This window comes from Streptomyces sp. NPDC048290 (assembly GCF_040652095.1).
Lineage (GTDB): Bacteria > Actinomycetota > Actinomycetes > Streptomycetales > Streptomycetaceae > Streptomyces.
This window is the reverse complement of record NZ_JBEZLM010000034.1, coordinates 58,314-83,092: the sequence shown is the minus strand read 5'-3', so window position 1 is coordinate 83,092 and position 24,779 is coordinate 58,314. Positions and strand designations below refer to the sequence as shown.

General features: G+C 72.6%; 25 protein-coding genes. 15 read left to right on the top strand and 10 right to left on the bottom strand.

The window, feature by feature from the left end:
* Positions 1-96: 96 nt before the first annotated feature.
* A complete protein-coding gene (locus AB0D49_RS37835; RefSeq protein WP_362767408.1) occupies positions 97-858 on the bottom strand; it encodes a hypothetical protein in 762 nt (253 codons plus the stop codon).
* Positions 859-916: 58 nt separating this feature from the next.
* Positions 917-1,495 (bottom strand): hypothetical protein, encoded by a 579-nt coding sequence (locus AB0D49_RS37830; RefSeq protein WP_362767405.1) that lies wholly within the window; start codon positions 1,493-1,495, stop codon positions 917-919.
* A 304-nt stretch (positions 1,496-1,799) separates the two neighbouring features.
* On the opposite strand from AB0D49_RS37830, the gene AB0D49_RS37825 reads away from it, so the two are divergent.
* From AB0D49_RS37825 to tgmB, 5 genes are all read left to right on the top strand, one after another.
* On the top strand, positions 1,800-3,164 hold the full coding sequence (locus AB0D49_RS37825; RefSeq protein ID WP_362767403.1) for an FAD-dependent oxidoreductase: 1,365 nt from the start codon (positions 1,800-1,802) through the stop codon (positions 3,162-3,164).
* A gap of 730 nt (positions 3,165-3,894) precedes the next feature.
* On the top strand, positions 3,895-5,010 hold the full coding sequence (locus AB0D49_RS37820; protein ID WP_362767400.1) for a hypothetical protein: 1,116 nt from the start codon (positions 3,895-3,897) through the stop codon (positions 5,008-5,010).
* Positions 5,011-5,265: 255 nt separating this feature from the next.
* Complete coding sequence (locus AB0D49_RS37815) at positions 5,266-5,556, top strand: YkvA family protein (protein WP_362767398.1); 291 nt, start codon at positions 5,266-5,268, stop codon at positions 5,554-5,556.
* A gap of 226 nt (positions 5,557-5,782) precedes the next feature.
* Positions 5,783-5,974 (top strand): putative ATP-grasp-modified RiPP, encoded by a 192-nt coding sequence (gene tgmA, locus AB0D49_RS37810; protein ID WP_362767395.1) that lies wholly within the window; start codon positions 5,783-5,785, stop codon positions 5,972-5,974.
* 17 nt (positions 5,975-5,991) lie between these two features.
* Positions 5,992-6,972, top strand: coding sequence for an ATP-grasp ribosomal peptide maturase (gene tgmB / locus AB0D49_RS37805; RefSeq protein WP_362767392.1), 981 nt, complete (start codon positions 5,992-5,994; stop codon positions 6,970-6,972).
* A gap of 35 nt (positions 6,973-7,007) precedes the next feature.
* Here the strand turns inward: tgmB and AB0D49_RS37800 are convergent, their stop codons facing one another.
* A complete protein-coding gene (locus tag AB0D49_RS37800) occupies positions 7,008-7,325 on the bottom strand; it encodes a DUF5133 domain-containing protein (RefSeq protein ID WP_362767389.1) in 318 nt (105 codons plus the stop codon).
* Positions 7,326-7,763: 438 nt separating this feature from the next.
* On the opposite strand from AB0D49_RS37800, the gene AB0D49_RS37795 reads away from it, so the two are divergent.
* Positions 7,764-8,654, top strand: coding sequence for a Gfo/Idh/MocA family oxidoreductase (locus AB0D49_RS37795; RefSeq protein ID WP_362767387.1), 891 nt, complete (start codon positions 7,764-7,766; stop codon positions 8,652-8,654).
* Between the two features lie 5 nt (positions 8,655-8,659).
* Here AB0D49_RS37795 and AB0D49_RS37790 read toward each other — a convergent pair whose 3' ends face one another.
* Both AB0D49_RS37790 and AB0D49_RS37785 read right to left on the bottom strand, forming a co-directional pair.
* Positions 8,660-9,013 carry a hypothetical protein gene (locus AB0D49_RS37790; protein WP_362767384.1) on the bottom strand — a complete coding sequence of 118 codons (354 nt, stop codon included), beginning with the start codon at positions 9,011-9,013 and terminating at the stop codon, positions 8,660-8,662.
* A gap of 73 nt (positions 9,014-9,086) precedes the next feature.
* On the bottom strand, positions 9,087-9,986 hold the full coding sequence (locus AB0D49_RS37785; protein WP_362767381.1) for a GNAT family N-acetyltransferase: 900 nt from the start codon (positions 9,984-9,986) through the stop codon (positions 9,087-9,089).
* Between the two features lie 351 nt (positions 9,987-10,337).
* On the opposite strand from AB0D49_RS37785, the gene AB0D49_RS37780 reads away from it, so the two are divergent.
* The 4 genes from AB0D49_RS37780 to AB0D49_RS37765 all read left to right on the top strand — a co-directional run bounded on the left by AB0D49_RS37780 (position 10,338) and on the right by AB0D49_RS37765 (position 14,781).
* Positions 10,338-10,535, top strand: coding sequence for a hypothetical protein (locus AB0D49_RS37780; protein WP_362767378.1), 198 nt, complete (start codon positions 10,338-10,340; stop codon positions 10,533-10,535).
* A 100-nt stretch (positions 10,536-10,635) separates the two neighbouring features.
* On the top strand, positions 10,636-12,039 hold the full coding sequence (sthA, locus tag AB0D49_RS37775) for a Si-specific NAD(P)(+) transhydrogenase (RefSeq protein WP_362767375.1): 1,404 nt from the start codon (positions 10,636-10,638) through the stop codon (positions 12,037-12,039).
* A gap of 301 nt (positions 12,040-12,340) precedes the next feature.
* On the top strand, positions 12,341-13,816 hold the full coding sequence (locus AB0D49_RS37770) for an APC family permease (protein ID WP_362767373.1): 1,476 nt from the start codon (positions 12,341-12,343) through the stop codon (positions 13,814-13,816).
* 11 nt (positions 13,817-13,827) lie between these two features.
* The gene (locus tag AB0D49_RS37765) at positions 13,828-14,781 is read left to right on the top strand and encodes a hypothetical protein (protein ID WP_362767370.1); all 954 of its coding nucleotides are present in this window, start codon (positions 13,828-13,830) and stop codon (positions 14,779-14,781) included.
* A 10-nt stretch (positions 14,782-14,791) separates the two neighbouring features.
* On the opposite strand, the gene AB0D49_RS37760 is transcribed toward AB0D49_RS37765, so the two are convergent.
* Positions 14,792-15,829 carry a lysylphosphatidylglycerol synthase transmembrane domain-containing protein gene (locus tag AB0D49_RS37760; protein WP_362767368.1) on the bottom strand — a complete coding sequence of 346 codons (1,038 nt, stop codon included), beginning with the start codon at positions 15,827-15,829 and terminating at the stop codon, positions 14,792-14,794.
* A gap of 493 nt (positions 15,830-16,322) precedes the next feature.
* On the bottom strand, positions 16,323-17,078 hold the full coding sequence (locus AB0D49_RS37755) for a beta-phosphoglucomutase family hydrolase (protein ID WP_362767411.1): 756 nt from the start codon (positions 17,076-17,078) through the stop codon (positions 16,323-16,325).
* Between the two features lie 191 nt (positions 17,079-17,269).
* Here AB0D49_RS37755 and AB0D49_RS37750 point away from each other — a divergent pair, with 191 nt between their 5' ends.
* Together AB0D49_RS37750 and AB0D49_RS37745 are read left to right on the top strand one after the other, a co-directional pair.
* Positions 17,270-18,184, top strand: coding sequence for a MurR/RpiR family transcriptional regulator (locus AB0D49_RS37750; protein ID WP_362767366.1), 915 nt, complete (start codon positions 17,270-17,272; stop codon positions 18,182-18,184).
* A 476-nt stretch (positions 18,185-18,660) separates the two neighbouring features.
* Positions 18,661-19,053: a hypothetical protein gene (locus tag AB0D49_RS37745; RefSeq protein ID WP_362767363.1), complete on the top strand. Its 393-nt coding sequence runs from the start codon at positions 18,661-18,663 to the stop codon at positions 19,051-19,053.
* A 7-nt stretch (positions 19,054-19,060) separates the two neighbouring features.
* Here the strand turns inward: AB0D49_RS37745 and AB0D49_RS37740 are convergent, their stop codons facing one another.
* Positions 19,061-19,888 carry a hypothetical protein gene (locus AB0D49_RS37740; protein WP_362767360.1) on the bottom strand — a complete coding sequence of 276 codons (828 nt, stop codon included), beginning with the start codon at positions 19,886-19,888 and terminating at the stop codon, positions 19,061-19,063.
* A 180-nt stretch (positions 19,889-20,068) separates the two neighbouring features.
* Here AB0D49_RS37740 and AB0D49_RS37735 point away from each other — a divergent pair, with 180 nt between their 5' ends.
* Positions 20,069-20,794, top strand: a complete 726-nt coding sequence (locus AB0D49_RS37735; RefSeq protein ID WP_362767357.1) for a TetR family transcriptional regulator — start codon at positions 20,069-20,071, stop codon at positions 20,792-20,794.
* Between the two features lie 199 nt (positions 20,795-20,993).
* Positions 20,994-21,407, top strand: coding sequence for a zinc ribbon domain-containing protein (locus AB0D49_RS37730; protein ID WP_362767354.1), 414 nt, complete (start codon positions 20,994-20,996; stop codon positions 21,405-21,407).
* 51 nt (positions 21,408-21,458) lie between these two features.
* Here AB0D49_RS37730 and AB0D49_RS37725 read toward each other — a convergent pair whose 3' ends face one another.
* Together AB0D49_RS37725 and AB0D49_RS37720 are read right to left on the bottom strand one after the other, a co-directional pair.
* Positions 21,459-21,845, bottom strand: coding sequence for a PPOX class F420-dependent oxidoreductase (locus AB0D49_RS37725; RefSeq protein WP_362767350.1), 387 nt, complete (start codon positions 21,843-21,845; stop codon positions 21,459-21,461).
* 94 nt (positions 21,846-21,939) lie between these two features.
* Entirely contained in the window at positions 21,940-23,163 is a 1,224-nt protein-coding gene (locus AB0D49_RS37720) for an aminotransferase class I/II-fold pyridoxal phosphate-dependent enzyme (protein WP_362767347.1), read from the bottom strand.
* 229 nt (positions 23,164-23,392) lie between these two features.
* Here AB0D49_RS37720 and AB0D49_RS37715 point away from each other — a divergent pair, with 229 nt between their 5' ends.
* Entirely contained in the window at positions 23,393-24,733 is a 1,341-nt protein-coding gene (locus tag AB0D49_RS37715; RefSeq protein ID WP_362767344.1) for a S1 family peptidase, read from the top strand.
* Positions 24,734-24,779 lie beyond the last annotated feature (46 nt).

Below are 24,779 nucleotides of genomic sequence, written 5' to 3'. Positions count from 1 at the left end.
GTCGCAATCCACACCGAACCGGAAGGCCCTCACCCATTTCAAGATCCCTCAGTCGAGACCTGACTCACTCGTCCACAACCTCCCGGGGCAATACAACTAGATCGTCGTCGAGAGCAGGTCCCTCAGCGGCTGGGCGGAGTCCGTGCCCGAGTGTCCGAAGGGCGCGTCGAAGCTCCACACCATGAAGAGCAGGAAGACGACGAGCGCGCTGAAGGCGGTGGCGAGCATCAACTCACGGGTGGAGCGCCGGATCTGGAGGGCGAAGAGCAGCCCGAGCGTCACCATGCCCCCGGCGACGAGCCCGAACCACACCACCCCGGGCAGGGTGGTCCCGGCGCTGTCCAGCCGTTCGTGCCGGGCCACGTCGGCGGCGGCCACCTCGTCCAGGAGCGGCTGGTACGCCTGGGCCTGGAGTTCGTCGGCGGGGGCCCGGTGGGCGAGGTCGGCGCGGATACGGCTGAGCAGTTCGCCGCCGGTCGGGCCGGGTTCCTGGTCGCGCTCCATCGCGGCCCACTCGGCGGTGACCGCGTGCCGGGCGTAGGCGTCGATCCGCTCGCGGACCTGGCTGCGGAATTCGGCGGGGTAGACGTCCAGCCGCTGGTCGATCTCGTAGAGCGCCTGCGCCTCCCGGCGCACGGTGTCCTCGGCCGCGCCCCGCGCCTCCCACACACCGGCGATGGCCAGGCCCAGCACGATCGCGTAGACCACGCCGACCATCATGACCATGTACTCCAGCACGTCCGGTGTCTCGGTCGTGTCTTCGTCGGCGTCGACCCGCCGATGCCGCATGGCGGTGGCCGCGACGACGAACGCGCAGACCACGACGGCGGCCAGGGTGTAGATCAGCCATTCGGGCACAGGGGGGCTCCAGGAGGGATGGGACGGAATCGGGGAGGTGAGGAGAGGTGCGGTGCGGTCAGCCGCGGCGGCGGCGTGAGCCGGGGCGCAGGGCCGCGGCGGCGAGGATGGCGGGGGTGGTCACGACGGTCGTGGTGGTCACCACGGACAGCCCCGACGGGACGGCCCGCTCATCGGCCGCGGCGCGGTGGTTGCGGGGCACCCACCGGAAGGCGTCGGCGGGCCGCGCGCCGGGCGGGGCGGCGGCGGGCGCGGACTCCGTCACCGGGGGCGCGGGCACCGGTGACGGTACCGGGGGCGGGGTACGGGGGTCGGGGGCGCGGACGGGTGAGGGCGGCTCAACGGGGATGGCAGGGGCGGTGGGGACGCTGGGGGTGCTGCGGGTGACGGGCGCGGGAGGCGCGGGGCTCGGCGCGGGCGCCACCGGCCGCTCCGCCCGTACCGTCGGCCGCTCCGGTGCCACCGGCCGCTCCGGTGGCGGCGCCTGCACCCCGATCTCGATCCAGGTGTCCGGCGCGCACACCACGACATATGCCTCACCGGACTGTGAGTCGGCCACGACGGCCGCCCCCGTGTCCGGTGCGAGCGGGCACATCGCGGCGACCGCCCCGAGCCCGACGGTGATCCAGCCAGCCACCGGCCGCGCCTTTCCTTCCGGGTCCCGTGCGAGGACGTCGCGGGGCTCCGGATCCGGGGCCCCGACCGGAATGAACGACGATCCTGATCATGGGTCACGGGACGCGCGGAGCCGGTGCCGTCACCCGTCCGGCACGAGGGTCGGACCACCGTCCGGACGCCGATCGGCCGTCATATAACCTGGTGAAAGGGGTGTCATAAGGTCGCCTTATGAGCCCATAGACCGGACCCGTGTACCAAGTTAGGCTTGCCTTAGCTTAGGCTTCCCGTTCGAGTCGCCATCACCGCTCGAAGGGAACCTGATCATGCCCCGCCCCCTGCGGGTAGCCATCGTCGGAGCCGGTCCGGCCGGCATCTACGCCGCCGACGCACTGCTCAAGTCCGACGTGGCCGCCGAGCCCGGTGTGTCCATCGACCTCTTTGAGCGGATGCCCGCCCCGTTCGGGCTGATCCGCTACGGCGTCGCGCCCGACCACCCCCGGATCAAGGGCATCATCAGCGCCCTCCACCAGGTGCTGGACAAACCGCAGATCCGGCTCTTCGGCAATGTGGACTACCCCACCGACATCAGCCTGGACGATCTGCGCTCCTTCTACGACGGCGTGATCTTCTCCACCGGCGCGATGGCCGACCGCGCGCTGTCCGTCCCGGGCACGGACCTCGACGGCTCCTACGGCGCCGCTGACTTCGTGTCCTGGTACGACGGCCATCCGGACGTACCGCGCACCTGGCCGCTGGAGGCCGAGAAGGTCGCCGTGCTCGGCGTCGGCAATGTGGCCCTGGACATCGCCCGGGTACTCGCCAAGACCGCCGACGAACTGCTGCCCACCGAGATCCCGGCCAACGTCTACGAGGGTCTCAAGGCCAACAAGGCGCTCGAAGTGCATGTCTTCGGACGGCGCGGGCCCGCGCAGGCCAAGTTCAGCCCGATGGAGCTGCGCGAGCTGGACCACTCGCCGAACATCGAGGTCATCGTCGACCCCGAGGACATCGACTACGACGCCGGCTCGATCGAGACCCGGCGCGGCAACAAGCAGGCCGACATGGTCGCCAAGACCCTGGAGAACTGGGCGATCCGGGATATCGGCGACCGCCCGCACAAGCTCTACCTGCACTTCTTCGAGTCGCCCAGCGAGATCCTCGGCGCGGACGGCAAGGTCGTCGGCCTGCGCACCGAGCGCACCGCGCTGGACGGCACCGGCAATGTCAAGGGCACCGGCGAGTTCAAGGACTGGGACGTCACCGCGGTCTACCGCGCGGTCGGCTACCTCTCCGACCGGCTGCCCAAGCTGCCCTGGGACCTCGACTCGGGCACCGTCCCCGACGCGGGCGGCCGGGTCATCGAGGAGAGCGGCGCCCATCTGACGTCGGTGTACGTCACGGGCTGGATCAGGCGCGGCCCGGTCGGTCTGATCGGCCACACCAAGGGCGACGCCAACGAGACCGTCGCCAACCTGCTGGACGACTTCGCGCACGACCGGCTGCACACGCCGTCCGCGCCCGACCGGGAGGCGGTGGACGCGTTCCTCGCCGAGCGTGAGATCCGCTTCACCACATGGGAGGGCTGGCACCGTCTTGACGCCGCCGAGAAGGCCCTGGGCGAGCCCCAGGGCCGCGAGCGGGTGAAGATCGTCGAACGCGAGGACATGCTCCACGAAAGCGGCGCCTGACCCCGACGCCGGGGGCTGGCCCCCCGGGAACGGCGAGGGGCGGCCGACCCCGGGCAAGAGACGGGGTCGACTGGACCCCGGCATGACGGGGGGGGCGGCCGGACCTGGGCATCAGACGGAGGCAGTCGCCCCCCGGCATAGCGGGGGGGCAGCCGAACCCTGACATCAGACGGAGGCGGTCAGACTCCGGCACGACACGGGGGCAGCCGAACCCAGGCACCAGCCGGAGGCGGCCGGACCCCGGCACGGCGGGACCCGCGAAAGCATCGGGCCGTGGTGAACGGCCACGCCCTGGCCAACGGCGGAAAGCCACCGCCCAGGGAAACCGCCGGAGGCCAGCCCACCCGCCCAGGCGTCAGCCCACAACGACGGACCCGGCGCCCCCACCGGACACCACACCGCCAGGGGCATCGGAAGCCCCTAGGAGCAACCCAACCGCCGACAGGACCCCGTGCGAGCGGAACCGCCCCATTGCGGATGGTGGACGGTTCCGCTCGCTCCGCGATTCTGGGGCGCGCGCACGTCCGTGGCCACAGGTGCGCGACGGTCACCTGGTGCGCGGGGAGTGCGCCCGTACGCGCGACGCACTCCCCGTGTGCGGCGCGCGGTGTGTTCTTGATCACTCCAGCCGGTCGATCGCGCATACGGGGGCGGCTGCCGGTCGATGCTTCCCACGGCTGCGGCGATACTGGTCGCTCGCACCTGCTTGCCCCTTCTGCCCCATGGACCGATGCCCAGCTCCCTGACGATTCCCCCGACCGTGTGGCTGGCCCGCGGCCGGTACGCCGGCTCCGGCGCGGCGGATGTCCTGCGCCGCGCGCTGCGGTCGCGGAAGGACTCCGGCGCCCTGGACGACTTCTACGAGCTGCCCGCGCCGGAGACCGGCGCCGACACCGTCTTCGAGGCCCGCTGGCGGGTCGAGGGCCCGGTGACGGTCCGGGCGCGGCTCGTCCTGGCCGACGGCGACCGGTGGTCGCTGGCGGCGGAGGCCGAGGGCACCGCGTGGGAGCCGCGCTGGCCGTCCCCGGCGGCGCTGTTCTGGCCCGACGACGACACCACCTGGGCGGTCGAGCCCGCCACGGAGCTGCGGCTGCCGGAGATCAATCCGCTGCCGGAGGACGAGCGGGAGCTGCGGCGGGTCCTCAAGGCCGCCGTGCACGACTCGTGGGCGGTGCATGTGGTGGTCCATGAGGCGATGACGGTGGACGAGCGCGGGCTGACCCCGCTGGCCGCCGTGGTGCCGCCGGGGCTGCGCCACCGGCTGGTCGAGCACCGGGCGGCGCCGCAGCAGCTCAGGGCCGTGAACTGGGCGCTGCGCGACACGGGCGTGGAGGTGCCGCGCGGCGGCGCCGCCGTACTGCCGGGCGACCCGGCCCCGTCCGGTTTCGCCGCCGCGGACTTCGCGGTGCGCTCGGTGTTCCTGGACGGTTCGGAACCGGCGGAGCTGATCACCGCCGTGACCCGGTTCGCCGCGCTGGAGCGTGCGCTGCCGAAGGGCGCGGAGGCGCTGCTCACCGCGTTGCGCGACGACTGGCATCTGCTGACCGTCGAGGAGGAGCTGGCGGAGCAGCGGCGGGTGGTGCGGATGTACGCGGACGCGCTGGAGGCGATGACGACGTCCCGCGATCTGTACCGGGAGGCGGCCGAGTCGGCGCACGAGGCGCTGGCCGTGTACCGCGAGACGTACGGCGAGCTGTCCGAGCCGGTCCGTTCCGCGGCTGCGGTGGAGTCGTCCCCGCTCACCCGGCTGACCCAGACGTTCGGCCGACTCCGGATCCCGGGCCGCCGTGCGGACACGGACAGTACTGATCAGCGGACCGGCGGTGCCGGAAGTGCGTCCCCCTGAGGGAGTCGTGTCGGCGAAACGGCGTAGCGTGCGCTACGGCGAACCACCCCGGACCATGCGCCTGTGCGACGCTCATGTGCACCCTATGAGCGGCAACAAGACAATCTCTTGACCCGGAACATACGCTTCCAACAGCGGCTTCCCGAGTGACTTGTGACGGGAAGCAGCAATACGACCCGCGTTTGCGGGAATTCATGGAGTGCGAACGCATTTCGGCGTGGGATCGTCCGGGATCGAGCGAACCGAGGAGGCCCCGTGGAAACCACCACCGTGGTGCTCGTCATCGCCGCCCTGGTGCTCGCCACCGCCGTGCTGGCCGCCGCCGCGGCGCTCCTGGTCCGGCTGGTGCGGACCCGGCGCGGACTGCGCCGGGCCGGGCTCCCCACCGGTCCACGCTGGGTCTTCTGGGGCGCGGTCCTCTATTTCGTCCTCCCCACCGACCTCGTGCCCGATCCCGTGTACCTCGATGACATCGGCGTCCTGCTGCTCGCTCTGCGCACCCTGCGGGGGCGGGCCGAGGTCGCCCGGCCGGGCGATCCCGTCTGAGATCCAGACCACACAGCAACCACACAAGTCGTCCACGGATCAACCGATCGGCCCTTTCGACCGTCTCAGGTTCAGAGCGGCTCAACTCGCCTGTGACTACGGACTGTAAGGAAACCATTCACCCGTTCGATTCGTATAAGTGCATGGGGCCCAGAAGATCCATGGGCGAAGCAATGACGCGGCCTGCCGACAGCTTGCTCGGAGCGGCACCGACGAGGGAGAGACGATGCAACCGTTCACGCTCAACTACGCACGGCCGGCTGCGGAGTTGGACGTCACCACTCCGTACGCCTACGACTCCGGACTTCAGTTGAACGTACTCATGGATGGCCGGATCGCCGCCTCCGACCTGGCGCTGCTCAGAGAACTGGGGACGACGACCTCCACCGCGGGCTCCAAGACACACTTCGACGACTGACGCGCGGACCTCGCACAATGACCGTGCTGATCCTGACCTCCGAGCAGGATGTGACGGCCGACATGGTGGTCGTCCATCTCAACGCCTCGGGGGTGCCCGTCGTGCGCCTCGACCCCGCCGACCTGACCGGCGGGGTGGCCCTGTCGGGGGAATATGTCCACGGCGCGTTCCGCGGGCACCTGTGGTCCGCGGGGCGGCTGGTGAGCATGGACGGACTCAGATCCGTCTGGGTCCGCAGACCGGGCACCCCGGCCACCCGGGTCCCCGAGCCGTCCGGCTGGCTGACCGAGGAGTCCTCGCAGGCCCTGTACGGCATGCTGCGCTCGCTGGACGTGCGGTGGATGAACCATCCGGACGCCTCCCACCGGGCCCGGTACAAGCCCTGGCAGCTGCGCCTGGCCCAGCGCAGCGGACTGCCCGTGCCGGCCACTCTGATCACCACGTTCCCGCAGGCCGCGCGTGACTTCGCGGACCGGTTCCCGGATCTGGTGGTCAAGCCCGTCTCGGGCGCGCATCCCCAGGAACCGCCGCGCGCGGTCCCGACCAGCCGGGTGGCGCCGGGCACGGACTTCGCCGCCGTGGCCTTCGGGCCGACGCTGCTGCAACGGCGGGTCACCAAGCGGGCCGACATCCGGCTGACGGTGGTGGGCGAGCGGATGCTGGCGGCCCGCAAGCCGACCCCGCCGGACGCCGACCCGGAGGACGTGGACGTACGGTTCGCCGCGTCCACCGGACCCTGGCAGGAGGCCCCGGTGCCACCGCGGATCGCGGACGGCGTCCGCACCTATCTCCGGGACGCGGAACTCTCCTACGGTGCCTTCGACTTCGCGGAGGACGGCGACGGCACCTGGTGGTTCCTGGAGTGCAACCAGTCGGGGCAGTTCGGCTTCGTGGAGGTGGACACGGGACAGCCCATCGCCCGCACGATCGCCGAGTGGCTGGCGCGTCCGGCCCGGCTCCCGCAGCGGGTGCGGGGCGCCGACACTCCGGTGCGCTGATCCGGCCGCGGGGCGGGGACCCCGGCCGCCGTCCGTCACGGCCGCCCGGGATTCCGCCGTACCCGGCCGGAGGGTCCGGCGGCGGCTGCCGCTCCTGGACGGTCGGCGGGGAGGCTGCGCGCCGCACCCTCGCCGTGCACACCGGCGCCGCCCGGGACGGCGGCGGTGAGCAGCAGATCCGCGCGGGCCACCGCCTCGTGTACATCGGCGGTGCCGGTCGTGGCGCACAGCTGCCGGGTGACATCCGCCAATTCGCGGCGCACCGCCGGGCGTTCCCGCTCCGACTGCGCGATCCGCAGCGCCGCGTAACGGGTCAGCAGCTCTCTGACGGCCTGGGGTTCCGCAACCGGCACGTGACGCCCTCTCTCCACGCAGCGCCCACCGCTCGCTCGCTGCTCACTTCTCGCTGGATGTAGTGCTCCGTATGCCCGGAAGGTGCCAGGGCATTCGCGCTGTCCGGTATGTGCCGCCTCATTGGCCGAATCCGGCCCCATGGTGCGCTGTCCTGACGCGGCCACGTCCCGGCCTAGGCGTGCGGTCACCGTGGGGAGGTGCGCGGTCACTCCCGGGCACATGCGCCCGCGCCGTGCGGCGCGTGCGCCGCCCGTCCCTCCACTGTCCCCCGCCGTCCCCCACCCCTCCCGCACGGGTCACCGCCCCTCCCCCGTCCGCCCCCGATACGCACCGGAGCCGGACTTCGCGCCGGGCCGTTCCTATGACACGCTCCCCCTGGCCGGCGGACCCGGCCGTGCAAGGGCTCGGCACAGGATCGGCACAGGAGAGGCGGCAGTATGCGCATCGGACTGCTCGGAACCGGCCCATGGGCGCAGATGGCCCACGCACCCGCACTCGCCGCCCACGGCGAACTGGACTTCGTCGGCGTCTGGGGCAGGCGCCCCGACGCCGCCAAGGAACTGGCCGGACAGCACGGCGTGCGGGCCTACGACGACGTGGACGCGCTGCTCGCCGATGTGGACGCCGTCGCCGTGGCGCTGCCGCCGCGGGTGCAGGCCGAGCTGGCGGTGCGGGCCGCGCGGGCGGGCCGGCATCTGCTGCTGGACAAGCCGCTCGCGGCGACCGTGGCCGAGGCGCGGGCGGTGGCGGAGGCGGCCCGGGAGGCCCGGGTGGCGTCGGTGGTGTTCTTCACCGCCCGGTTCCAGACCGAGATCGCCGCGTGGATCGAGGAACAGGCGGCCACGGAGGGCTGGTTCACCGCGCGGGCCCAGTGGCTCGGGTCCGTGTTCACCACCGGGGACAGTCCGTTCGCCGCGTCGGCCTGGCGGCGGGAGAAGGGCGCCCTGTGGGACGTCGGCCCGCACGCCCTGTCCGTGCTGCTGCCGGTGCTCGGGGACGCCCTGCGGGTGTCGGCCGCGGCCCACGGACCCGGTGACACCGTGCATCTCGTCCTCGACCACACCGACGGCGCGTCCAGCACGCTGACCCTGAGCCTCACCGCGCCACCGGCCGCCGCGGGCGCCGGGGTGGAACTGCGCGGATCGGCCGGGGTCACCGAACTCCCGGAGAGCCCGGAGGGCCCGGTGCCGCCCCTCCTGCGAGCCGCCGACGCGCTGCTCCGGTCCGCCGCGACGGGCCGCCCACACCCCTGCGACGCCGCGTTCGGCCTACGGGTGACGGAGATCCTGGCGGAGGCGGAGGAGACCCTGACCACCCAGCTCCCCTGACGGACTCACCCACCACTAGCTGCGTCCTCCTCGTCCTCGTCGAACGGCTCGTCGCTCCACCGGAACCACGCCGAGTCCCCCTCGATATGCAGCAGGAACTCCGGAACGGGGCCGTCCGGCGAGGAAAGGGTCACCCGGCGGGAGATCTCGTCGTACGCGGTCTCCCAGTCGGCCCACCCCGTCTCCGAGTCGAGCCGGGTCAGCGCCAGCTCCCGGACGAACAGCTCACGCACCCCCTCATACGCGGGGCCCGGGGTGAATCTGCCCGACAGCCAGGGGAAGTCGGCGTCCTGGACGAGGATCTCGCCCACCTCGCCCCCGTCACCGCGCACCCGCCAGATCTCGCCCACGAACCCCACTCCGGCCCCCTCCGCCCACCATGAGTCGATCTCCGCTCCAGCATGGCACCCGGCACTGACAACGGCCCCGGGCTCAGCGGGGCGGGGGCGGCGCGAAGTGCACCCGCTCCTTGATCACCGGGTACCCAGCCTTGCGGAAGGCGGCGGCCATGGGGAAGTTCCCCCGGTCCGTGGCGGCGGCGATGAACTCGGCGCCCCGCTCGGCGAGGAAGTGGGTGCAGTCGGCCAGCAGGTCGTAGGCGTACCCGTGACCGCGCCGCTCCGGGAGCACTCCGACGAACGCGACGCACGGGCCGCTGGGGTTGTGCCCGGGGATGTGGATACCGACCGGTTCGCCGTCCGGCGTGTACGCCACCTGCCACCACGAGCGCGGCGAGGGCAGCCAGTGGAAGAAGTCCAGCTCCTCCCGGGCGGCCCGCTCGGTGTCGCCGCTCTCCGCGACGGCCCGCAGGGCGTGGGCGTCCAGGGTGCCCCTGTGGATACGGCGCAGCGCGTCGAGGAACACACCGTCGTCGGGTTCGTCCCGGAAGACGAGCCGTCCGGGCCGCTCGGGCAGTCCGTCGGCCGGGGTCCAGCGGTACAGATACCGGTCGACGAGGAAGGTGTACCCGGCCTCCTCCGCCGCGGCGGTCCGGGCCCGCACCGCTGCACGCAGCGCGGGGTCGTCCCGGTGGGCGGAGGGCAGCGTCAGCTCCAGCTCGACCTGCCAGGGCGCGCTGCGCAACAACTCGGCGCCCGCCTCCTCCTCCCCCTCCTCGACGTCGAACCAGTTCACATTGATCGGCTGGGAATCATCGGGCCCACCCCACCAGGCCCCCCGGGCGACGACCCGCCCGTCGCGCATCGCGACGCGCCGCCACTCGGTCCGATGGCGGGTACGGCGGTGGGTGTCGGCGAAGCCGAGCGGGTCGGGCAGGGTGTCGAAAAGAGCGGCGTGCTCGGTGTCGAGCGCGCGGATGACCAGTGCGGTCACGGAATCCTCCGGGAAGACGAACGGCGTGGTGTGCCGCGCGCTCCTGGTCCCGGCTCAGCCGCCACAGGGGGCGAAGGACAGCGGGGAGCGACGCGGTCGGATGTCCTGCACGGCACTCACCTCCTCCTTCGCTCTCAGACCCCTCTCGGGCGGGCCCGCACAGGCTAGCGACGCCCCCGCACACCCGTCCACCGCTTTTCCCGGCCCCGCGTATCCCCTCCCGGGATGCACTCCGGCCCACGGAGATGAATGGTGATAGGTAGCTGAATCCCGATGAATCCCGATGAATCCTGACGCCGAGAGCACACCCTCGCGGAGACCCAGCCGCCCTGGACCGGAGGAGCAGTGATCATGACCGCATCAGACCCCGAAACATCCCAGGACCGCGCCACCCCGGACCACCTCCTCCACACCCGCACCGGCAGCGAGGTCTCCCCCGAGGACCTGGTCCTCGCCTCGGGCAAGGACCTCACCCCACACACCCTGGAATGGGCCCAGCGCAAACTGGCCCAGGAGGGCACGACGGCGATGGACAAACTCCTGCCGTGACGGAACCCCCCGTTCCCCCACCTCCCCGACCCCCCGCCCTTCCCCCCGCCCTTCCCCCCGCCCTTCCATCCGCCCCCCGCCCCCTGACAGACTCCGAACCGTGCGCGACTTCGACATGCTCGTCATCGGTTCTGGTCCCGGCGGTCAGAAGGCCGCCATCGCCGCCGCCAAGCTCGGCCGCCGCGTGGCCGTGGTGGATCGGCCCGACATGGTGGGCGGGGTCTCCATCCACACCGGCACCATCCCCTCCAAGACCCTGCGTGAGGCGGTGCTCTACCTCACCGGGCTCACCCAGCGCGATCTTTACGGGCAGAGCTACCGGGTGAAGGAGGACATCACCGTCGCCGACCTCACCGCCCGTACCCAGCACGTGGTCAGCCGCGAAGTGGATGTCATCCGGAATCAGTTGTCCCGGAACCAGGTCTCGCTGTACGCCGGTACGGGACGCTTCGTCGACCCGCACACCGTGGCGCTGTGCGAGGCCAACGGGCAGGAACGGCTGCTGAGCGCCGACCACATCGTGATCGCCACCGGCACCCGGCCCGCGCGCCCGGACAGCGTGGAGTTCGACGGCCGGACCATCATGGACTCCGACAATGTGCTGGCGCTGGAGCGGGTTCCGCGGTCCATGGTCATCGTCGGGGCCGGGGTCATCGGGATGGAATACGCCAGCATGTTCGCCGCGCTCGGCAGCAAGATCACCGTCGTCGAACGGCGGGCCGGGATGCTCGACATGTGTGATGTCGAAGTCGTCGAGTCGCTCAAGTACCACCTGCGCGACCTCGCGGTGACCTTCCGGTTCGGGGAGACCGTGGCGGCCGTCGAGCGACATGCGCGGGGCACGCTGACCGTGCTGGAGAGCGGCAAGAAGATCCCGGCGGACGCGGTGATGTACTCCGCCGGACGACAGGGCATGACCGACGAACTGGACCTCGGCAAGGCGGGCCTGTCCGCCGACGCGCGCGGCCGGATCACCGTCGACGAGCATTACCGCACCGAGGTGCCGCACATCTACGCCGTCGGCGATGTCATCGGGTTCCCGGCGCTCGCGGCGACCTCCATGGAGCAGGGGCGGTCGGCGGCGTACCACGCGTGCGGGGAGCCGGTCGGGCGGATGCACCATCTCCAGCCGATCGGGATCTACACCATTCCGGAGATCAGTTTCGTCGGCCGTACCGAGGATCAGCTCACCGAGGACCGGGTGCCGTTCGAGGTCGGGGTCTCGCGCTACCGGGAGTTGGCGCGGGGGCAGATCATCGGTGACTCGCACGGTGTGCTGAAGCTGCTGGTCTCCCCGGAGGACCGCACCCTGCTCGGTGTGCACTGCTTCGGCTCCGGCGCGACCGAACTGATCCACATCGGGCAGTCGGTGATGGGCTGCGGCGGCACCGTGGACTATCTGGTGGACGCCGTCTTCAACTACCCCACGCTCGCCGAGTCCTACAAGGTGGCCGCCCTGGACGCCACCAACAAGCTCCGCCAGATCGACCACATCGCCGACTGACCCCGCACGCCCCCTTCCGGGGCCCGTACCTCCCGGACGCGCCCCCGCACGAGGGGGCGCACTGGGCGGCGCACTTTTCCAGCAGGTCAATCTTGTACGGCGGGCACCTGCGGCTATCATCACTCGCACACACGGCGTGACCGACTGTCCACACGGCGGCAGGACACACTCCGCCACGCCTCCCGCCGACCCGACTCCCCGAGGCCAACCCTCCCCGGTCGACGGCGGGTTCACCCCCCACTCCCCTACGCCGTCGGGGCCAGTGCGCCCTTGCGTCGTGCAAGTCGGAAAGCAGCACTTCATGAGCAACAGCAGCGGCAGAGGGCTGCAGCCCGGTGCCCTCGGCATGTTCGACACCGTGGTGATGGCCATCGCCGGCAGCGCACCGGCCTACTCGCTGGCCGCGACCACGGCGGTGCTGGTCGGAGCGGTCGGCCTGGCCAGTCCGGCGGCGCTGCTGTACTGCGCCATCCCGATGCTCGGTATCGCGCTGGCGTTCAGCCAGCTCAACCGGATCGATGTGAACGCGGGCGCCAGCTACTCCTGGGTGGGCCGTACGCTCCATCCGTTCCTGGGGTTCATCAGCGGCTGGGCGCTGGTGGTGTCGGCGACCATCTTCATGGTGGCCGGTTCGCTGCCCGCCGGGGCGATGACGCTGGCCCTGTTCGACGCGTCCCTCGCCGAGAACACGGCGCTGGCCACCGTGGTCGGCGCGGGCTGGTTCCTGGTGATGCTGCTGGTGGTGCTGGGCGGCGCCCGGCTGACCGTACGGGCGCAGCTGCTGATGTCGGGGGTGGAACTGGTCATCCTGGCGCTGTTCCTGGGGCTGGCCGTGGTCCGCGCGGACAGTGCCCGGCCGTTCGACTGGTCCTGGCTGGGCTTCGAGCACTTCGACGGGGCACCGGGGTTCGCCGCCGGGGCGCTGGTGGCGGCGTTCTACTACTGGGGCTGGGACGTGGCCAGCAATCTCAGTGAGGAGACCCGGAACAGCCGACGGACCACCGGGCTGGCCGGGATCGTCGGGCTGTGCGTGGTGTTCCTGCTGTTCGAGGCGTTCACGATCCTGGTGAACATGGTGCTGACCGAGCGTCAGATCGCCGACCACGGCGCCAATGTGCTCGGTGTGCTGGGCGACGAGATCTGGCCGGGGCCGGGCGGGAAGCTGCTGATCGTGGCCGTGATGCTGTCGACCATCGCCACCTTGGAGACCACGCTGATCCAGGTCACCCGCTCCCTGTTCGCGATGGGCCGGGACCGTACGATGCCCGCCGCCCTGGGCCGGGTGCACCGGCACTGGAACACACCGTGGGTGGCCATCCTGGTCGTCGGGGCGGTGGCGCTGGCGCTGTTCCTCGGGTCGAACGCGCTGGGCTCGGTGGGCGAGATCCTCGGGTACGCCATCGCCGCGATGGGTCTTCAGATCGCCCTCTACTACGGGCTCGCGGGGCTCGCGGCCGTGGTGGCGTACCGCAGGACGCTGCTGTCCTCGCCGAAGCGGTTCCTGCTGGGCGGGCTGTGGCCGCTGACGGGCTCGCTCTTCATGTTCTGGATCTTCGTCGAGTCGCTCGGTGAGCTGAGCGGCCCGGCCGTCGCGATCGGCATCGGCGGGCTGGCGATCGGCCTGGTCCCGATGTTCTGGTACTGGCGCCGGGGCAGCGACTACTACCGTCCGGCGGCCCTGGACGCCGAACGCGCGGTGCGCAGCGACTACCGCGTCCCCGACAGCCGTACGGCCGCCGACTCCCGTGTCCATGAGGGTCTCCCCACCGACTTCTGAGCGAGATCCCGATGGCCCGAGAGCGTTTCACGCCCGACTTCGACCCCGACTGCGGGGACGCCGACCTCACCGCGACCCGCCATGACATCGTCATCGGACGCTGGCAGGGGCTGCGCGAACTGCTGCTCTCCACCGGCTCGGACTGGTCGGCGCGCGGCCACCGGGTACGGCTGCTCGCCCAGGCGTGCGCGGGCGGTTCGACCGTCGAGTCCTGGCTCGCCGCCGAGCCCCGCTCCGCCGACGCGCTGGTGCTGCACGCGGCCACCGACACCGCCCGCGCCTTCAGTCTGGCCATCGCGGCGGGCCGGGGCGTACCGATCGACCAGAACCGGATCGACGCGACGGTGCTGGCCTGTCTGGAGGCGGCCGAGGCGTATCCGCAGGACCCCACCCCGTGGATCTCGCTGATCTCGGTGGCCCGGCTGTATCCGAGCGGAGTGCGGCGCCGGGAACTGGCCCGCTGGTGGGACGAGTTGCACCGGCGCGACCCGTACAGCGTGGAGGGCCATCTCCAGGTGCTGCACTACTACTCGTCGCGCTGGCACGGCACCCACGGTCTGATGTACGACTTCGCCCGGGACGCGGCCGGGGTGGCGCCGCCGGGCTGTGCGCTGCCGGTGCTGATCCAGTACGCCCGGGTCGAGGAGTTCCGCCATGTCCTAGACGCGGCCCAGGGGCAGCACACGGCGATCGGGCTGGGCCAGCACTGGGACCACGACGGGGCGGTGAGCGACGTACGCCGTACCTGGCACCGGTGGATTCTGGGCCGGACCGACAACACGGTCGCCCCGAGCGAACTGCGCGACCTCAACTATCTGGCGCACGCTGCCTGTCTGGCCGGGACCCCGGAGATCGCGGTGGCGCTGCTGCGCATGATGGGGCGCCGGGCCACCCGCACACCGTGGTCGTACACCGGCGATCCGGCGGCCGAGATCCTCAAGTGGCGGGGGCATCTGCGGCTGTGAGAGCCGGTGCTCACAGGGTCTTGCGGCGGACCAGCCAGCCCAGGGTCACCAGGCCCGGGATCAGCGGCAGCCATACGGTCAGCAGGCGGTAGCCGATGACCGTGGAGGCGGCCGACGCGGCGGGCGCCCCGGCCAGAGTGAGGGCGAGGACCAGGGCCGCGTCCAGTGAGCCGAGTCCGCCGGGTGTGGGGAGCAGGGCCGCCGCGGTGCTGGCGGCGAGGTAGAGCAGCGCCACCCGCTGGGCCGGCAGGGGCAGTTCGACGGCGTGTCCCACGGCGACGAGGACCAGCGCGTGCAGCGCCGCGAACGCGAGGGAGCCGCCCCACAGCGCCGCCGCGCGCTGCGGACGGGCGTGCACGGCCCGGATGTCGGCGGCGACCGCCGCGAGCGCCCGGCGGCAGTGCGCCCACAGCGGGGTGAAGGGCACGGCGGCCAGCAGTGCCGTCACCGCGAGCGCCACCGCGAGGACCGGGCGGGGCAGGTGCGGTATCCGCAGCAGACCGGGGCAGCCGGGGGCGAGCGCGGCGATCAGGGCACCGCGTGCGACGCCGCCCGCCGTCGCCTTGACGGCCAGGGCGGTGGCCGAGCGGCTGGCGGGCAGCCCGCAGCGCATCAGGAAGCGCAGGTTGACGGCGCCCGCGCCGAGCCCGGCGGGCAGCACGTGGTTGGCGGCGGAGGCGGCGAACTGCGTGGCGACCAGGCGACGGGCGGGCAGGGTCGGGCGGACCGCGCCCTGCTGGGCGAGGGCCGAGCACAGCCAGGTGGCGGCGGTGGCCACCGCTCCCAGCAGCAGCCAGTCGGGGTCGGCGACCGCGAGCCGCAGCACCCCGCGCTCCAGGGTCGGCCAGTGCCGCCACGCCACCCACAGCGCGCCGACGGCGACGGCGAGACTGACGACGGTGTGCCAGCGCACCCGGCGCCGGGCGGAGGGGACGACGACCGCGGGCTCCGGCCGCCCGGCGTCCACCCGCTCCGGCCCGTCGGCGGCCGGCTCGGACTCGGCGGCGACCGGTTCGGACTCGGCGGCGACCGGTTCGGGAGTCGTCATGGGGAGCCCCCGGAGCCGCCCCGGCATAAGGGACCGGACAAGGGACCAGACAGGGGACCGGACATAGGACCGGCCGAGGGACTGGACACAGGGCCGGACAAGGGACCGGACAACGGTCGGGTTATGGGGCTGGACACGGGTCCGGCGCGGGTGGAGGTCACACGGTCGGCCATCGTCGTTCGCCCTCCCCTTCGCTCGTGCCCGGCCCGGTCGCCCGTGTGGCGCGCGGAGGTCCGGATGTCCGGGAAAACAAGCAAAAACTAACCCACGGCGGCGCGGTGCGCAGATCCCCGTACGCCCGACCGCCTGATATCGGCCGGGGTACGCGCCTCCGTTCGAGCGGCCGGGCGGGGGGTCGTCGCGCGGGGGCGGCACCGGGCGGACGGCGGGGCCGTCGGCGGCGACCATCGAACGGCTCGTCGTCCACCAGCAGCCGGACGACCTTGCCGTTGGCGTACGGTCCAGGGCCCGACGGCGAAGGTGCGTCCGGCTATCACGCGCGCTCCCCCTCACCCCGGTCGCCGAGTTCGGTGAGGTCGGGGACCACGATGTCGGCGCCGTGCGCGTAGAGGGCGTCGCCCTGGCCGACCCGGTCCAGTCCGACGACATAGCCGAAGTGCCCGGAGCGGCCCGCGTCCATCCCGGCGAGGGCGTCCTCGAAGACGGCGGCCTGCTCGGCCTCGACGCCCAGGTCGGCGGCTGCGGCGAGGAACGTGTCGGGGCGCGGCTTGCCCGGCAGGCCCCGCTCGGCGGCCACCACACCGTCGATCCGGACGTCGAAGAGGTCCTCGGCGCCGATGGCCCGCAGCACGTCACGGGCGTTGGCGCTGGAGGAGACCAGGGCGGTGCGCAGTCCCTGGGCGCGGGCGGCCCGCACATAGCGGACGGTGCCGTCGTACGCCTCGACTCCGCCGCTGCGGATCCTCTCCAGGACGCGTTCGTTCTTGCGGTTGCCGAGGCCGTTGACCGTGACGGTGTCCGGTGGGTCGCCGGGGTCGCCGTCGGGCAGTTCGATGCCGCGCGAGGCGAGGAAGGAGCGGACCCCGTCGGCGCGCGGGAGGCCGTCGACGTACTCGTCGTAGTCGGTGTGCGCGTCGAAGGGGCGGTAGCCGTCGCCGTCCCGGGCGCGCAGGAAGGCGTCGAAGGTCTCCTTCCAGGCGGCGGCGTGCACGGCGGCCGTTCTGGTGACGACGCCGTCGAGGTCGAAGAGGCAGGCCAGGATGGCAGGGGGAAGACCCAGGTCCGTCATGTCTGTCATGTTCGTCATGGTCCCCCGGGCGGTGCCGTGGGCGGGGGCGGCATGCACGGGGGCGGCGAACTTCACGCGAAGGCCGCCTCATCCCGGGCTCCGGCCGGCCTCCCGGCGGGGTCGGCTCCCTGCTGGCCGACACGTTCCGTGAGCTATGTTGAACGTCCTCGGGAAACGAAGGAGGCGTACCGGTGCCCACGCCCCAGCAGGCCCGCGCCCAGGCATCCGCGATCACCTCGGGGAAGGCCGCGCCGGAGGCCGAGGCGGCACCGGTCTCGCAGATCAGAAGCCTTTTCGACCGGCCGCGGATGTCCCCGGGGCATCGCCGGATCGCCCAGTATCTGATCGAGCATCTGCCCGAGGCGGCGTTCCTCTCGGTCACGGAGATCGCCGACCGGGTCGGTGTCAGCCAGCCCTCGGTGACCCGGTTCGCCGCCGCGATGGGCTTCAGTGGTTACCCGGCGCTACGGGAGAAGCTCCAGTCGATCGCGCTGGGCACGTTCTCCGGCACGCCCGACGAGAACCAGGGCAATGAACTCCAGTCGGCGGTGGACGCCGAGATCGAGAACCTGGAGAACCTGCGGCGCGACTTCGCCGACCCGGACCAGGTCATCGCGGCGGGCCGGGAACTAGCCGGATCGACCCCGCTGACCGTGCTGGGGCTGCGCATCTCCGCCTCCCTCGCCGAGTACTTCGCCTACGCCGCCCGCCGTATCCACCCGGACGTCCGGCTGGTGACCCGGGGCGGCAGCATCGCCTACGACGCACTGCTCCAGTCCCGTGCGGCGGGCGGCTCCTGGGTGCTGGCCTTCTCGATGCCCCGGCACGCGCAGGAGACCCTCGCCGCGGTCAAGGTGGCCCGGGACGCCGGGCTGCGGGTCGCGCTGGTCACCGATCTCGCGCTGGGCGCGGTCGCCGACGCGGCGGACGTCACCTTCGCCACCGGCACCGGGTCCCGGCTGGTCTTCGACTCGTACGCGGCTCCGGGGCTGATGGCCGCCGCGCTGCTCCAGGCGATGACGGACGCCGATCCGGAGCGCACCCAGGGGCGCCTGGAGGAGTACGAACAGATCTCGGAGCAGCACCAGTTCTTCCTACGGGACTGAGGCCCGCCGCCGCGCGGCACCGGCCCCCGGACCGAGCCCCATCGCCACGCGGCACCGGACCCGGGCGCACGAGCAGCCCCGTCCGCCGTACCCGGTCACACGGGCGGCCCCGTCGCGCGGTGCCGGTGCACGACCCTCACATTGCGGCACAGTCCATACACAGCACTCATGAATGTTTCCATACGGCTTGAAAACCGATCGGCATATATAAATACTTCTTGCGGAACCCGCACCGCCCGCAGAGAGCCGACGTTCCGCCCATGCGCACAGCAGCAGCCGTACCCACGCGCGGGCCGCGCCTGCCCTTCGAGGGCTCCAGTTCGAGCACCCCGGACCGCCGTTCCCTACCCACGGCCGCGCCGGAGTGTTCGTCGGGCATCGCCTGCGCGAGCGCCCGCGGCGGCCCCGGTCATCCCCTGGGCCGGGGCCGCCCAACCGTCGTTGTCCCAGTTGACCTCGCCGTCCTCCCGGAAGCGATGCCCATGTCCCTGACGTACCCGTACCCGCGCGCCAATCCGGACTGGCCGTGCCAGGTGAAGATCCCCGGCAGCTACGACTGGGAGCGCTCGGCCGCCAAATGGCTGCGCGAGCTGGTCCCGGCCCGGTACGCCGGGTATCCGACGCTGATCCGGCATCCGGTGCTGCTGGCCCGGCACGCGGAGATCCAGGTCCAGCAGGAGGTCCGGGTGGCGCGGACCGCGCTCCAGACGGCCCGTGCCGAGCTGCCCCGGCTCGGGCTGCCCGAGTCGGTGATCGAGCACACCATCAAGCTGTACGCGGCCGAGGTGCTCCAGCTCCAGCACATCGCGCGCAGTGTCCGCGCGGTGAGCCAGGCGCTGGCCGAGCACCAGTTGCGCCGGGCGGCCTGAGCGGGCGTCAGCCGCGCAGGAACCGGCGCAGGGAGGCGCGGAAGGCGGTCACGAACGCCTCGCGGCGGTCGGCGGGCAGCGCGTCCAGGGACAGATAGGGGTTGAGGTCCTCCAGTTCGACCAGCAGCAGTCCACCGTCGGGCGCCCGGCAGGCGTCGACCCGCTGGACGCCGTGCTCCAGGGTGTTCCAGCGGACGAAGCGGTGGGCGAAGTCCAGGTCGTCCGGCGTGGGTTCATAGGGTTCCAGCCGCCAGCGGCGGGCCGGGTCGGGGGCGTACAGCGCGTACTGGAAGGCGTGGTCGACGAAGTAGAAGGAGACCTCGTAGCGGAAGTCGATGTACGGCTGGACCAGAACCGTGCCGTCGGCGGCGGACGCCAGCTCGCCGGGGCCGATCACCCGCAGCCCCACCGAGTCCGCGCCCAGCACGGGTTTGACGACATAGCGGTCGGCCGCGGGGAGACGGGCGAGGTCGGCCGGGCGCACGGCGGTCGGGATCACCGGGAACCCGGCGGCGTACAACTCCGGGAGATAGCCCTTGCCCGCCATGTCCGCCCGCCCGGTGAGCGGGTTGTAGACCCGGGTACCACGCTCCAGGGCACGCGCCCGGAAGGCGTCGTACGCGGTCCGGTACGCGAGGACGGGGCCGCTGTTGCGGACGACGACGGCGTCGAAGGCGTCCATCAGCGCGGCGGCGTCCCGTGGGTCGCACAGGGCGAGGTCGGCGTCCGCGCGCAGCCGGGCGGCGAGATGGACGTCCTCGTCGCCGTAGCGCCGCCCGCGTGCCTCGTACGCCAGATCGGTCACATACAGCAGTCGCGGCCGGACACCGGACATGTGGCGGCTCCTCCCTCTTCACCTAGGGCTTCACCTAGGGCTTCACCTTGGGCTTCACCTGGGGCTTCGCCCTCTGACGGGGGTCAGAGTAGCCTCCCCACCCGCCACCTGTAGCACTCAGTTCCCTCCCACGGCAGCACTGAGTGCCATCCCGGCGAAAGCGGTGCTAGGTTCCCGTCCATGACCTCCAGCACCGCCGGGACCGGCGGCACCGCCGATCCGGCCGCCAAGCCGCCGATGCGGGACGCCCTGATCGCGGCGGCGTTCCAGCTCTTCCTGGAGCGGGGCTACGAGGAGACCACCGTCGACGACATCGTGGCGCTGGCCGGGGTCGGACGGCGGTCCTTCTTCCGCTACTTCCCGTCCAAACTGGACGTGGTCTTCCCGGACCACGACCGCTGTCTGGCCGACATGACGGAGTTCCTGGCCGACAGCGCCCCGGACGACGATCCGGTGCGGCGGGTCTGCGACGCGGCCCGGACGGTGCTGCGGATGTACGCCGAGAACCCGGCGTTCTCCGTGCAGCGCTACCGGCTCACCAAACAGGTGCCGGGGCTGCGCACCCATGAGCTGTCGGTGGTGTGGCGCTACGAGCGGGCGCTCGCCGACTATCTGCGGCGCCGGTTCGCGGCCCGGCCGGACGGCATCCTGCGGGCCGATGTGATCGCGGCGGCGGTGGTCGCCGCGCACAACAACGCGCTGCGGTCCTGGCTGCGTTCGGGCGGACGGACCGACGCGGAGGCCGCCGCGGACCACGCCCTGGGACTGGTGACCCTGTCGTTCGGGGCGTCCGGGCGCCCGCTGGTGGACGAGACGCCCGAGGACGTGGTGGTCGTGGTGTCCCGGCGCGGGGCCCCGCTGTGGCGGGTGGTGCAGGAGATCGAGACGACCCTCACCCGGGACTGAGCCGGCGCTCCGCCCGTGCCTCGGCCGCGCTCCGCCCTTACCTCGACCGCGCCCCGGAAATTCGGGGTACGCGGTGCCTTTACCGCTGACACTCAGTGCCATAGTGTGATCCTGTGCACGGTGGCACGCACCGGGCACGGCGTGCGCGATGTGCCGCGCCCGCGGGTATTCCGGCCGAGTGCGCAGGGAGTTGACCAGCGTGTACCACCCCTCAGCAAGCGTCTTCCAGCAGGGAGCCGGCCTCTCGGCGGGCACGGTCGGCCTCTGGCCCCCGAAGGAGGAGTCGATCCTCTTCCAGCGCTGCGACTGGTGCGGCACGGCCATGTACCACCGGCTTCTCTGCCCGGTCTGCCAGGGCAGCGAACTGCGCACCGAGCGCAGCGCGGGCACCGGCACGGTCCGCCACACCACAGTGGTGCACCGCAACACCCCGGCCGCCCGCAATGTGTCCCTGGTGGAGCTGACGGAGGGCTTCGTGGTGCGCGGCCGGGTCATGGGTCCGCTCATCGCCATCCACAGCGGCGACCGGGTGCGGCTGACCACGGCGAAGGACCCGGTGCGCGGCGAGCCCGTGTTCCAGCTGGTCGACGAGCCCTGCCGGGCCTGGACCTGAGCGACCGTCAGCCGGACGGGGCTCAGTGACGTCAGGGGACGTCAGATGACGTCAGGGCGCTGTCAGGGTGATCCTGATGCCGGTCGTCCCGTCGGCGCCCCGCCGCAGCCTGCTGCCCCACAGGGTGAGCCGGCCGATGATCCCGTACTTGCGCACCAGCAGACGCCGATAGCGGGCGGTGGTCTCCGGATCGCAGATCTCCGCCGTGGCCGGGACGGAGTCCCCGTTCGGCCGGCCGCGCACATCGCAGGGCCCGACGAGCACGTCGGGCCGGTTGCGGATGCGCTTCACCTTCCATGAGTCGCTGACGGTCCAGATGCCGAGGGCGTCGCCGTCGCCCACCACCCAGACCGGGGTGGCGACCGGGGTGCCGTTCTTGCGGTAACTGGTGATCAGCAGGTACTGGCCGTCGGCGAGCCGGGCCGTGGTGGCGTCCATGGCGGGCAGTGTAGACGCGGGTGGCGGGAGGGCCGGAACGGGCGGCGGGAGCAGGCCGGAGCCCCCGCCCCGACCCCCGTACATCACTCGTACCTCACTCCACAGCCGCCGCCATCCGCCGTACCGCCTCCGTGAGCACCTCCGGGGAGGCCGCGAGGTTGAGCCGGACGTGGCCCCGGCCGCCGGTGCCGAACTCCGGGCCGGAGTTGAGCGCCACCCGGCCGCGCTTCAGGAAGACCGCGGCCGGATCGTCGCCGAGCCCGAGCGCACGGCAGTCCAGCCAGGCCAGATAGGTGGCCGGACCCGGCCGGTACCGCACCTGCGGCAGCCGTTCGGCGAGCAGATCGGCGAGCAGCCGTTTGTTCTTGTCGAGGCCGGTGAGGAGCGCGTCCAGCCACGGGGTGCCCTCACGCAGGGCGGCGGTGTGGGCGAGGACACCGAGGTGGCTCGCCCCGTGGGAGACCACCTCGGGCATCCGGGCGAGATCGGCCGCGGCGTCCGGACCCGCCACGGCGAGGGCGGCCTTGAGCCCGGCGAGGTTCCACGCCTTGGAGGCGGACAGCAGCGCCAGCCCGCGTCCGGCGCCGGGGACGCTCAGATACGGCACGAAGTCCGTGCCCGCCGCGACCAGCGGGGCGTGGATCTCGTCGGCGACCACCCGGACCCCGTACCGCTCGGCGAGCGCGGCGACGGCGGTGAGTTCGGCGGCGCTGTGCACGGTGCCGGTCGGGTTGTGCGGGCTGCACAGCAGATATCCGGCCCGTCCGCCGCCCTGGACGGCCGCCCGGAAGGCGTCTTCGAGGGCGTCCAGGTCGAGCCGCAGCCCCGGGCCGAGCGGCACCTCCACCACCCGGCGGCGCATATGGCTGAGGAACGCGTAGAACGGCGGATAGACAGGCGGGTTCACGACGACCGGATCGCCGGGCCCGGTGACCAGTCCCAGCGTCTCGACCACGCCCAGCATCACATCGGGCACGAGCGCGGTGCGCTCCACGGCCGGCCCGTGCCAGCCCCACCGCTTCCCGGCGAACCCGGCGAGCGCCTCGGCGTAGCCGGTACCGGCGGGATACCCGGTGTCACCGAGGTCGAGCGCCGCATCGAGGGCGCGGCGGACGGGCGCGGCGAGCGGGACGTCCATCTCGGCGACCCACAGCGGGAGGACGTCCTCGGGGTAGGTGCGCCACTTCATGCTGGTACGGCGCCGGAGCCGGTCGAGGGTGAGCGCGCGCAACGGGTCGAGGTCACCGGACGGGGCCGCGGCGGCGGGCGGCTCGGCGGACGCGGGCGGCTCGGCGGAGGCGTGCGGGTCCTTGGTCATGAACCCAACATAAGTGGCGGGTGGGGCGCCACGGAACGGGACGGACCGGGCGAACGGGGTCTGTTGCCGTGCGGCTGTCCGGAGCGCGAGTCCGGCGTGGGCGTCCGGTCGCTGAACACCCATGCCCCGCGCCGCGTACTGAGGGTGGGCGCTCAACTGCCGGAGGGCCCCGCGGGGTTGGTGCCGCGCGCGTTTCGGCGTTCGGGAGCCAGGGATTCGGGAGCCAGGGATGAGGCACGCACGACGACGGGTCGTCCGCCGGGTGGCACGGCTGACGGCGGTCGGCGGACTGCTGCTCGGCACGGCGATGGTCACCCAGGCGGTGGCGAGCGAGCCGCCGGGCACGTCCGCGACGACCCGCGGTGCGGCGGGCACGGTGGCGGACACGGGTACGGCCCTGGTGGACCGGCTGGGCGCGGCGCGGACGGCGGGCACCTGGCTCGGCGCGGACGGGCGGCCGGTGGTCGCGGTCACCGACACGGACGCGGCGGACGAGGTGCGCCGGTCGGGCGCCGAGCCGCGGCGGGTCGAGCGCAGCCTGAGCGATCTGCGGGCGGCGACGGCCGCGCTGGGCGAGGCGCCCCGGGTGGCGGGCACGGCGTGGGCGGTGGACTACCGGGCCAACGAGGTGGTGGTGCGGGGCGACCGGACCGTCTCCCGGGCGGACTGGTCGCGGCTGACGCGGACCGCCGAGGGGATCGGCGGCTTCGTGCGGATGGAGCGCACGGAGGGCGCCTTCACCACCCGGCTGAACGGGGCGCGGCCGATCCTGTCGACGGCGGGGCGGTGCTCCGCCGGGTTCAATGTGACCGACGGCAGCCGGGACTACATCCTGACCGCCGGGCACTGCGGTCCGATCGGTTCGGTGTGGTTCGCCGACGACCAGGGCACCGAGCAGATCGGCCAGACCGTGCGCGGCAGCTTCCCGGGCGACGACTACTCGCTGGTCCAGTACGCGGGCGGCCGGGCGGGCGAGGGCGCGGAGGTGGTGGCGGTCGGCGACGGCCGGGGGGTGCGGATCACCGGGGTGGACGATCCGTCCGTGGGGCAGCGGGTGTTCCGCAGCGGCAGTACGAGCGGGCTGCGCGACGGGCGGGTGACGGCGCTGGACGCGACGGTGAACTATCCGGAGGGCACGGTCACCGGGCTGATCGAGACCGATGTGTGCGCGGAGCCCGGCGACAGCGGCGGCCCGCTGTTCTCGGAGGGCGTCGCGCTGGGCATCACCTCGGGCGGCAACGGCGACTGCACGGCGGGCGGTACGACGTTCTTCGAGCCGCTGCCGCGGACGCTGGAGGATCTGGGGGTGAAGCTGATCGCCGCCGCGCCGGAGCCGGGGGCGGCCCCGTCACCGGCGGCGGTGGCGCCGGGCGCCGCCTCGCCCGGTTCGGCGGCGTCGGTCGGCGGCGCCGCGGCCGGGGTGCTGGCACGGCTGACGGACCCGGAGAACACCGGGCCGGGGCTGCTGATCATCGCGGGGAGCCTGGTCGCGCTGGTGGCCACCCGGTTCATCCGGGCGGAGCAGGACCGCAGGGCGTATCGCAACCGCTATTCGGCGATGTGGGGTTGAGGCCGCTCCCCGGTGTGGGGCGCGGCCTGCGGAAAGGGCCTGCTCG

Bases quoted from the DNA above. Each gene is read 5' to 3' on its own strand.
- AB0D49_RS37725 (WP_362767350.1), bottom strand. From the start codon at position 21,845: ATGGACGCCACCACGGCCCGGCTCGCCGACGGCCAGTACCTGCTGATC.
- tgmA (WP_362767395.1), top strand. From the start codon at position 5,783: ATGCAACCGTTCACGCTCAACTACGCACGGCCGGCTGCGGAGTTGGAC.
- AB0D49_RS37740 (WP_362767360.1), bottom strand. From the start codon at position 19,888: ATGTCCGGTGTCCGGCCGCGACTGCTGTATGTGACCGATCTGGCGTAC.
- AB0D49_RS37715 (WP_362767344.1), top strand. From the start codon at position 23,393: ATGAGGCACGCACGACGACGGGTCGTCCGCCGGGTGGCACGGCTGACG.
- tgmB (WP_362767392.1), top strand. From the start codon at position 5,992: ATGACCGTGCTGATCCTGACCTCCGAGCAGGATGTGACGGCCGACATG.
- AB0D49_RS37825 (WP_362767403.1), top strand. From the start codon at position 1,800: ATGCCCCGCCCCCTGCGGGTAGCCATCGTCGGAGCCGGTCCGGCCGGC.
- AB0D49_RS37755 (WP_362767411.1), bottom strand. From the start codon at position 17,078: ATGACGGACCTGGGTCTTCCCCCTGCCATCCTGGCCTGCCTCTTCGAC.
- AB0D49_RS37720 (WP_362767347.1), bottom strand. From the start codon at position 23,163: ATGACCAAGGACCCGCACGCCTCCGCCGAGCCGCCCGCGTCCGCCGAG.
- AB0D49_RS37745 (WP_362767363.1), top strand. From the start codon at position 18,661: ATGCCCATGTCCCTGACGTACCCGTACCCGCGCGCCAATCCGGACTGG.
- AB0D49_RS37780 (WP_362767378.1), top strand. From the start codon at position 10,338: ATGACCGCATCAGACCCCGAAACATCCCAGGACCGCGCCACCCCGGAC.
- AB0D49_RS37765 (WP_362767370.1), top strand. From the start codon at position 13,828: ATGGCCCGAGAGCGTTTCACGCCCGACTTCGACCCCGACTGCGGGGAC.
- AB0D49_RS37760 (WP_362767368.1), bottom strand. From the start codon at position 15,829: ATGACGACTCCCGAACCGGTCGCCGCCGAGTCCGAACCGGTCGCCGCC.
- AB0D49_RS37820 (WP_362767400.1), top strand. From the start codon at position 3,895: ATGCCCAGCTCCCTGACGATTCCCCCGACCGTGTGGCTGGCCCGCGGC.
- AB0D49_RS37770 (WP_362767373.1), top strand. From the start codon at position 12,341: ATGAGCAACAGCAGCGGCAGAGGGCTGCAGCCCGGTGCCCTCGGCATG.
- AB0D49_RS37735 (WP_362767357.1), top strand. From the start codon at position 20,069: ATGACCTCCAGCACCGCCGGGACCGGCGGCACCGCCGATCCGGCCGCC.
- AB0D49_RS37795 (WP_362767387.1), top strand. From the start codon at position 7,764: ATGCGCATCGGACTGCTCGGAACCGGCCCATGGGCGCAGATGGCCCAC.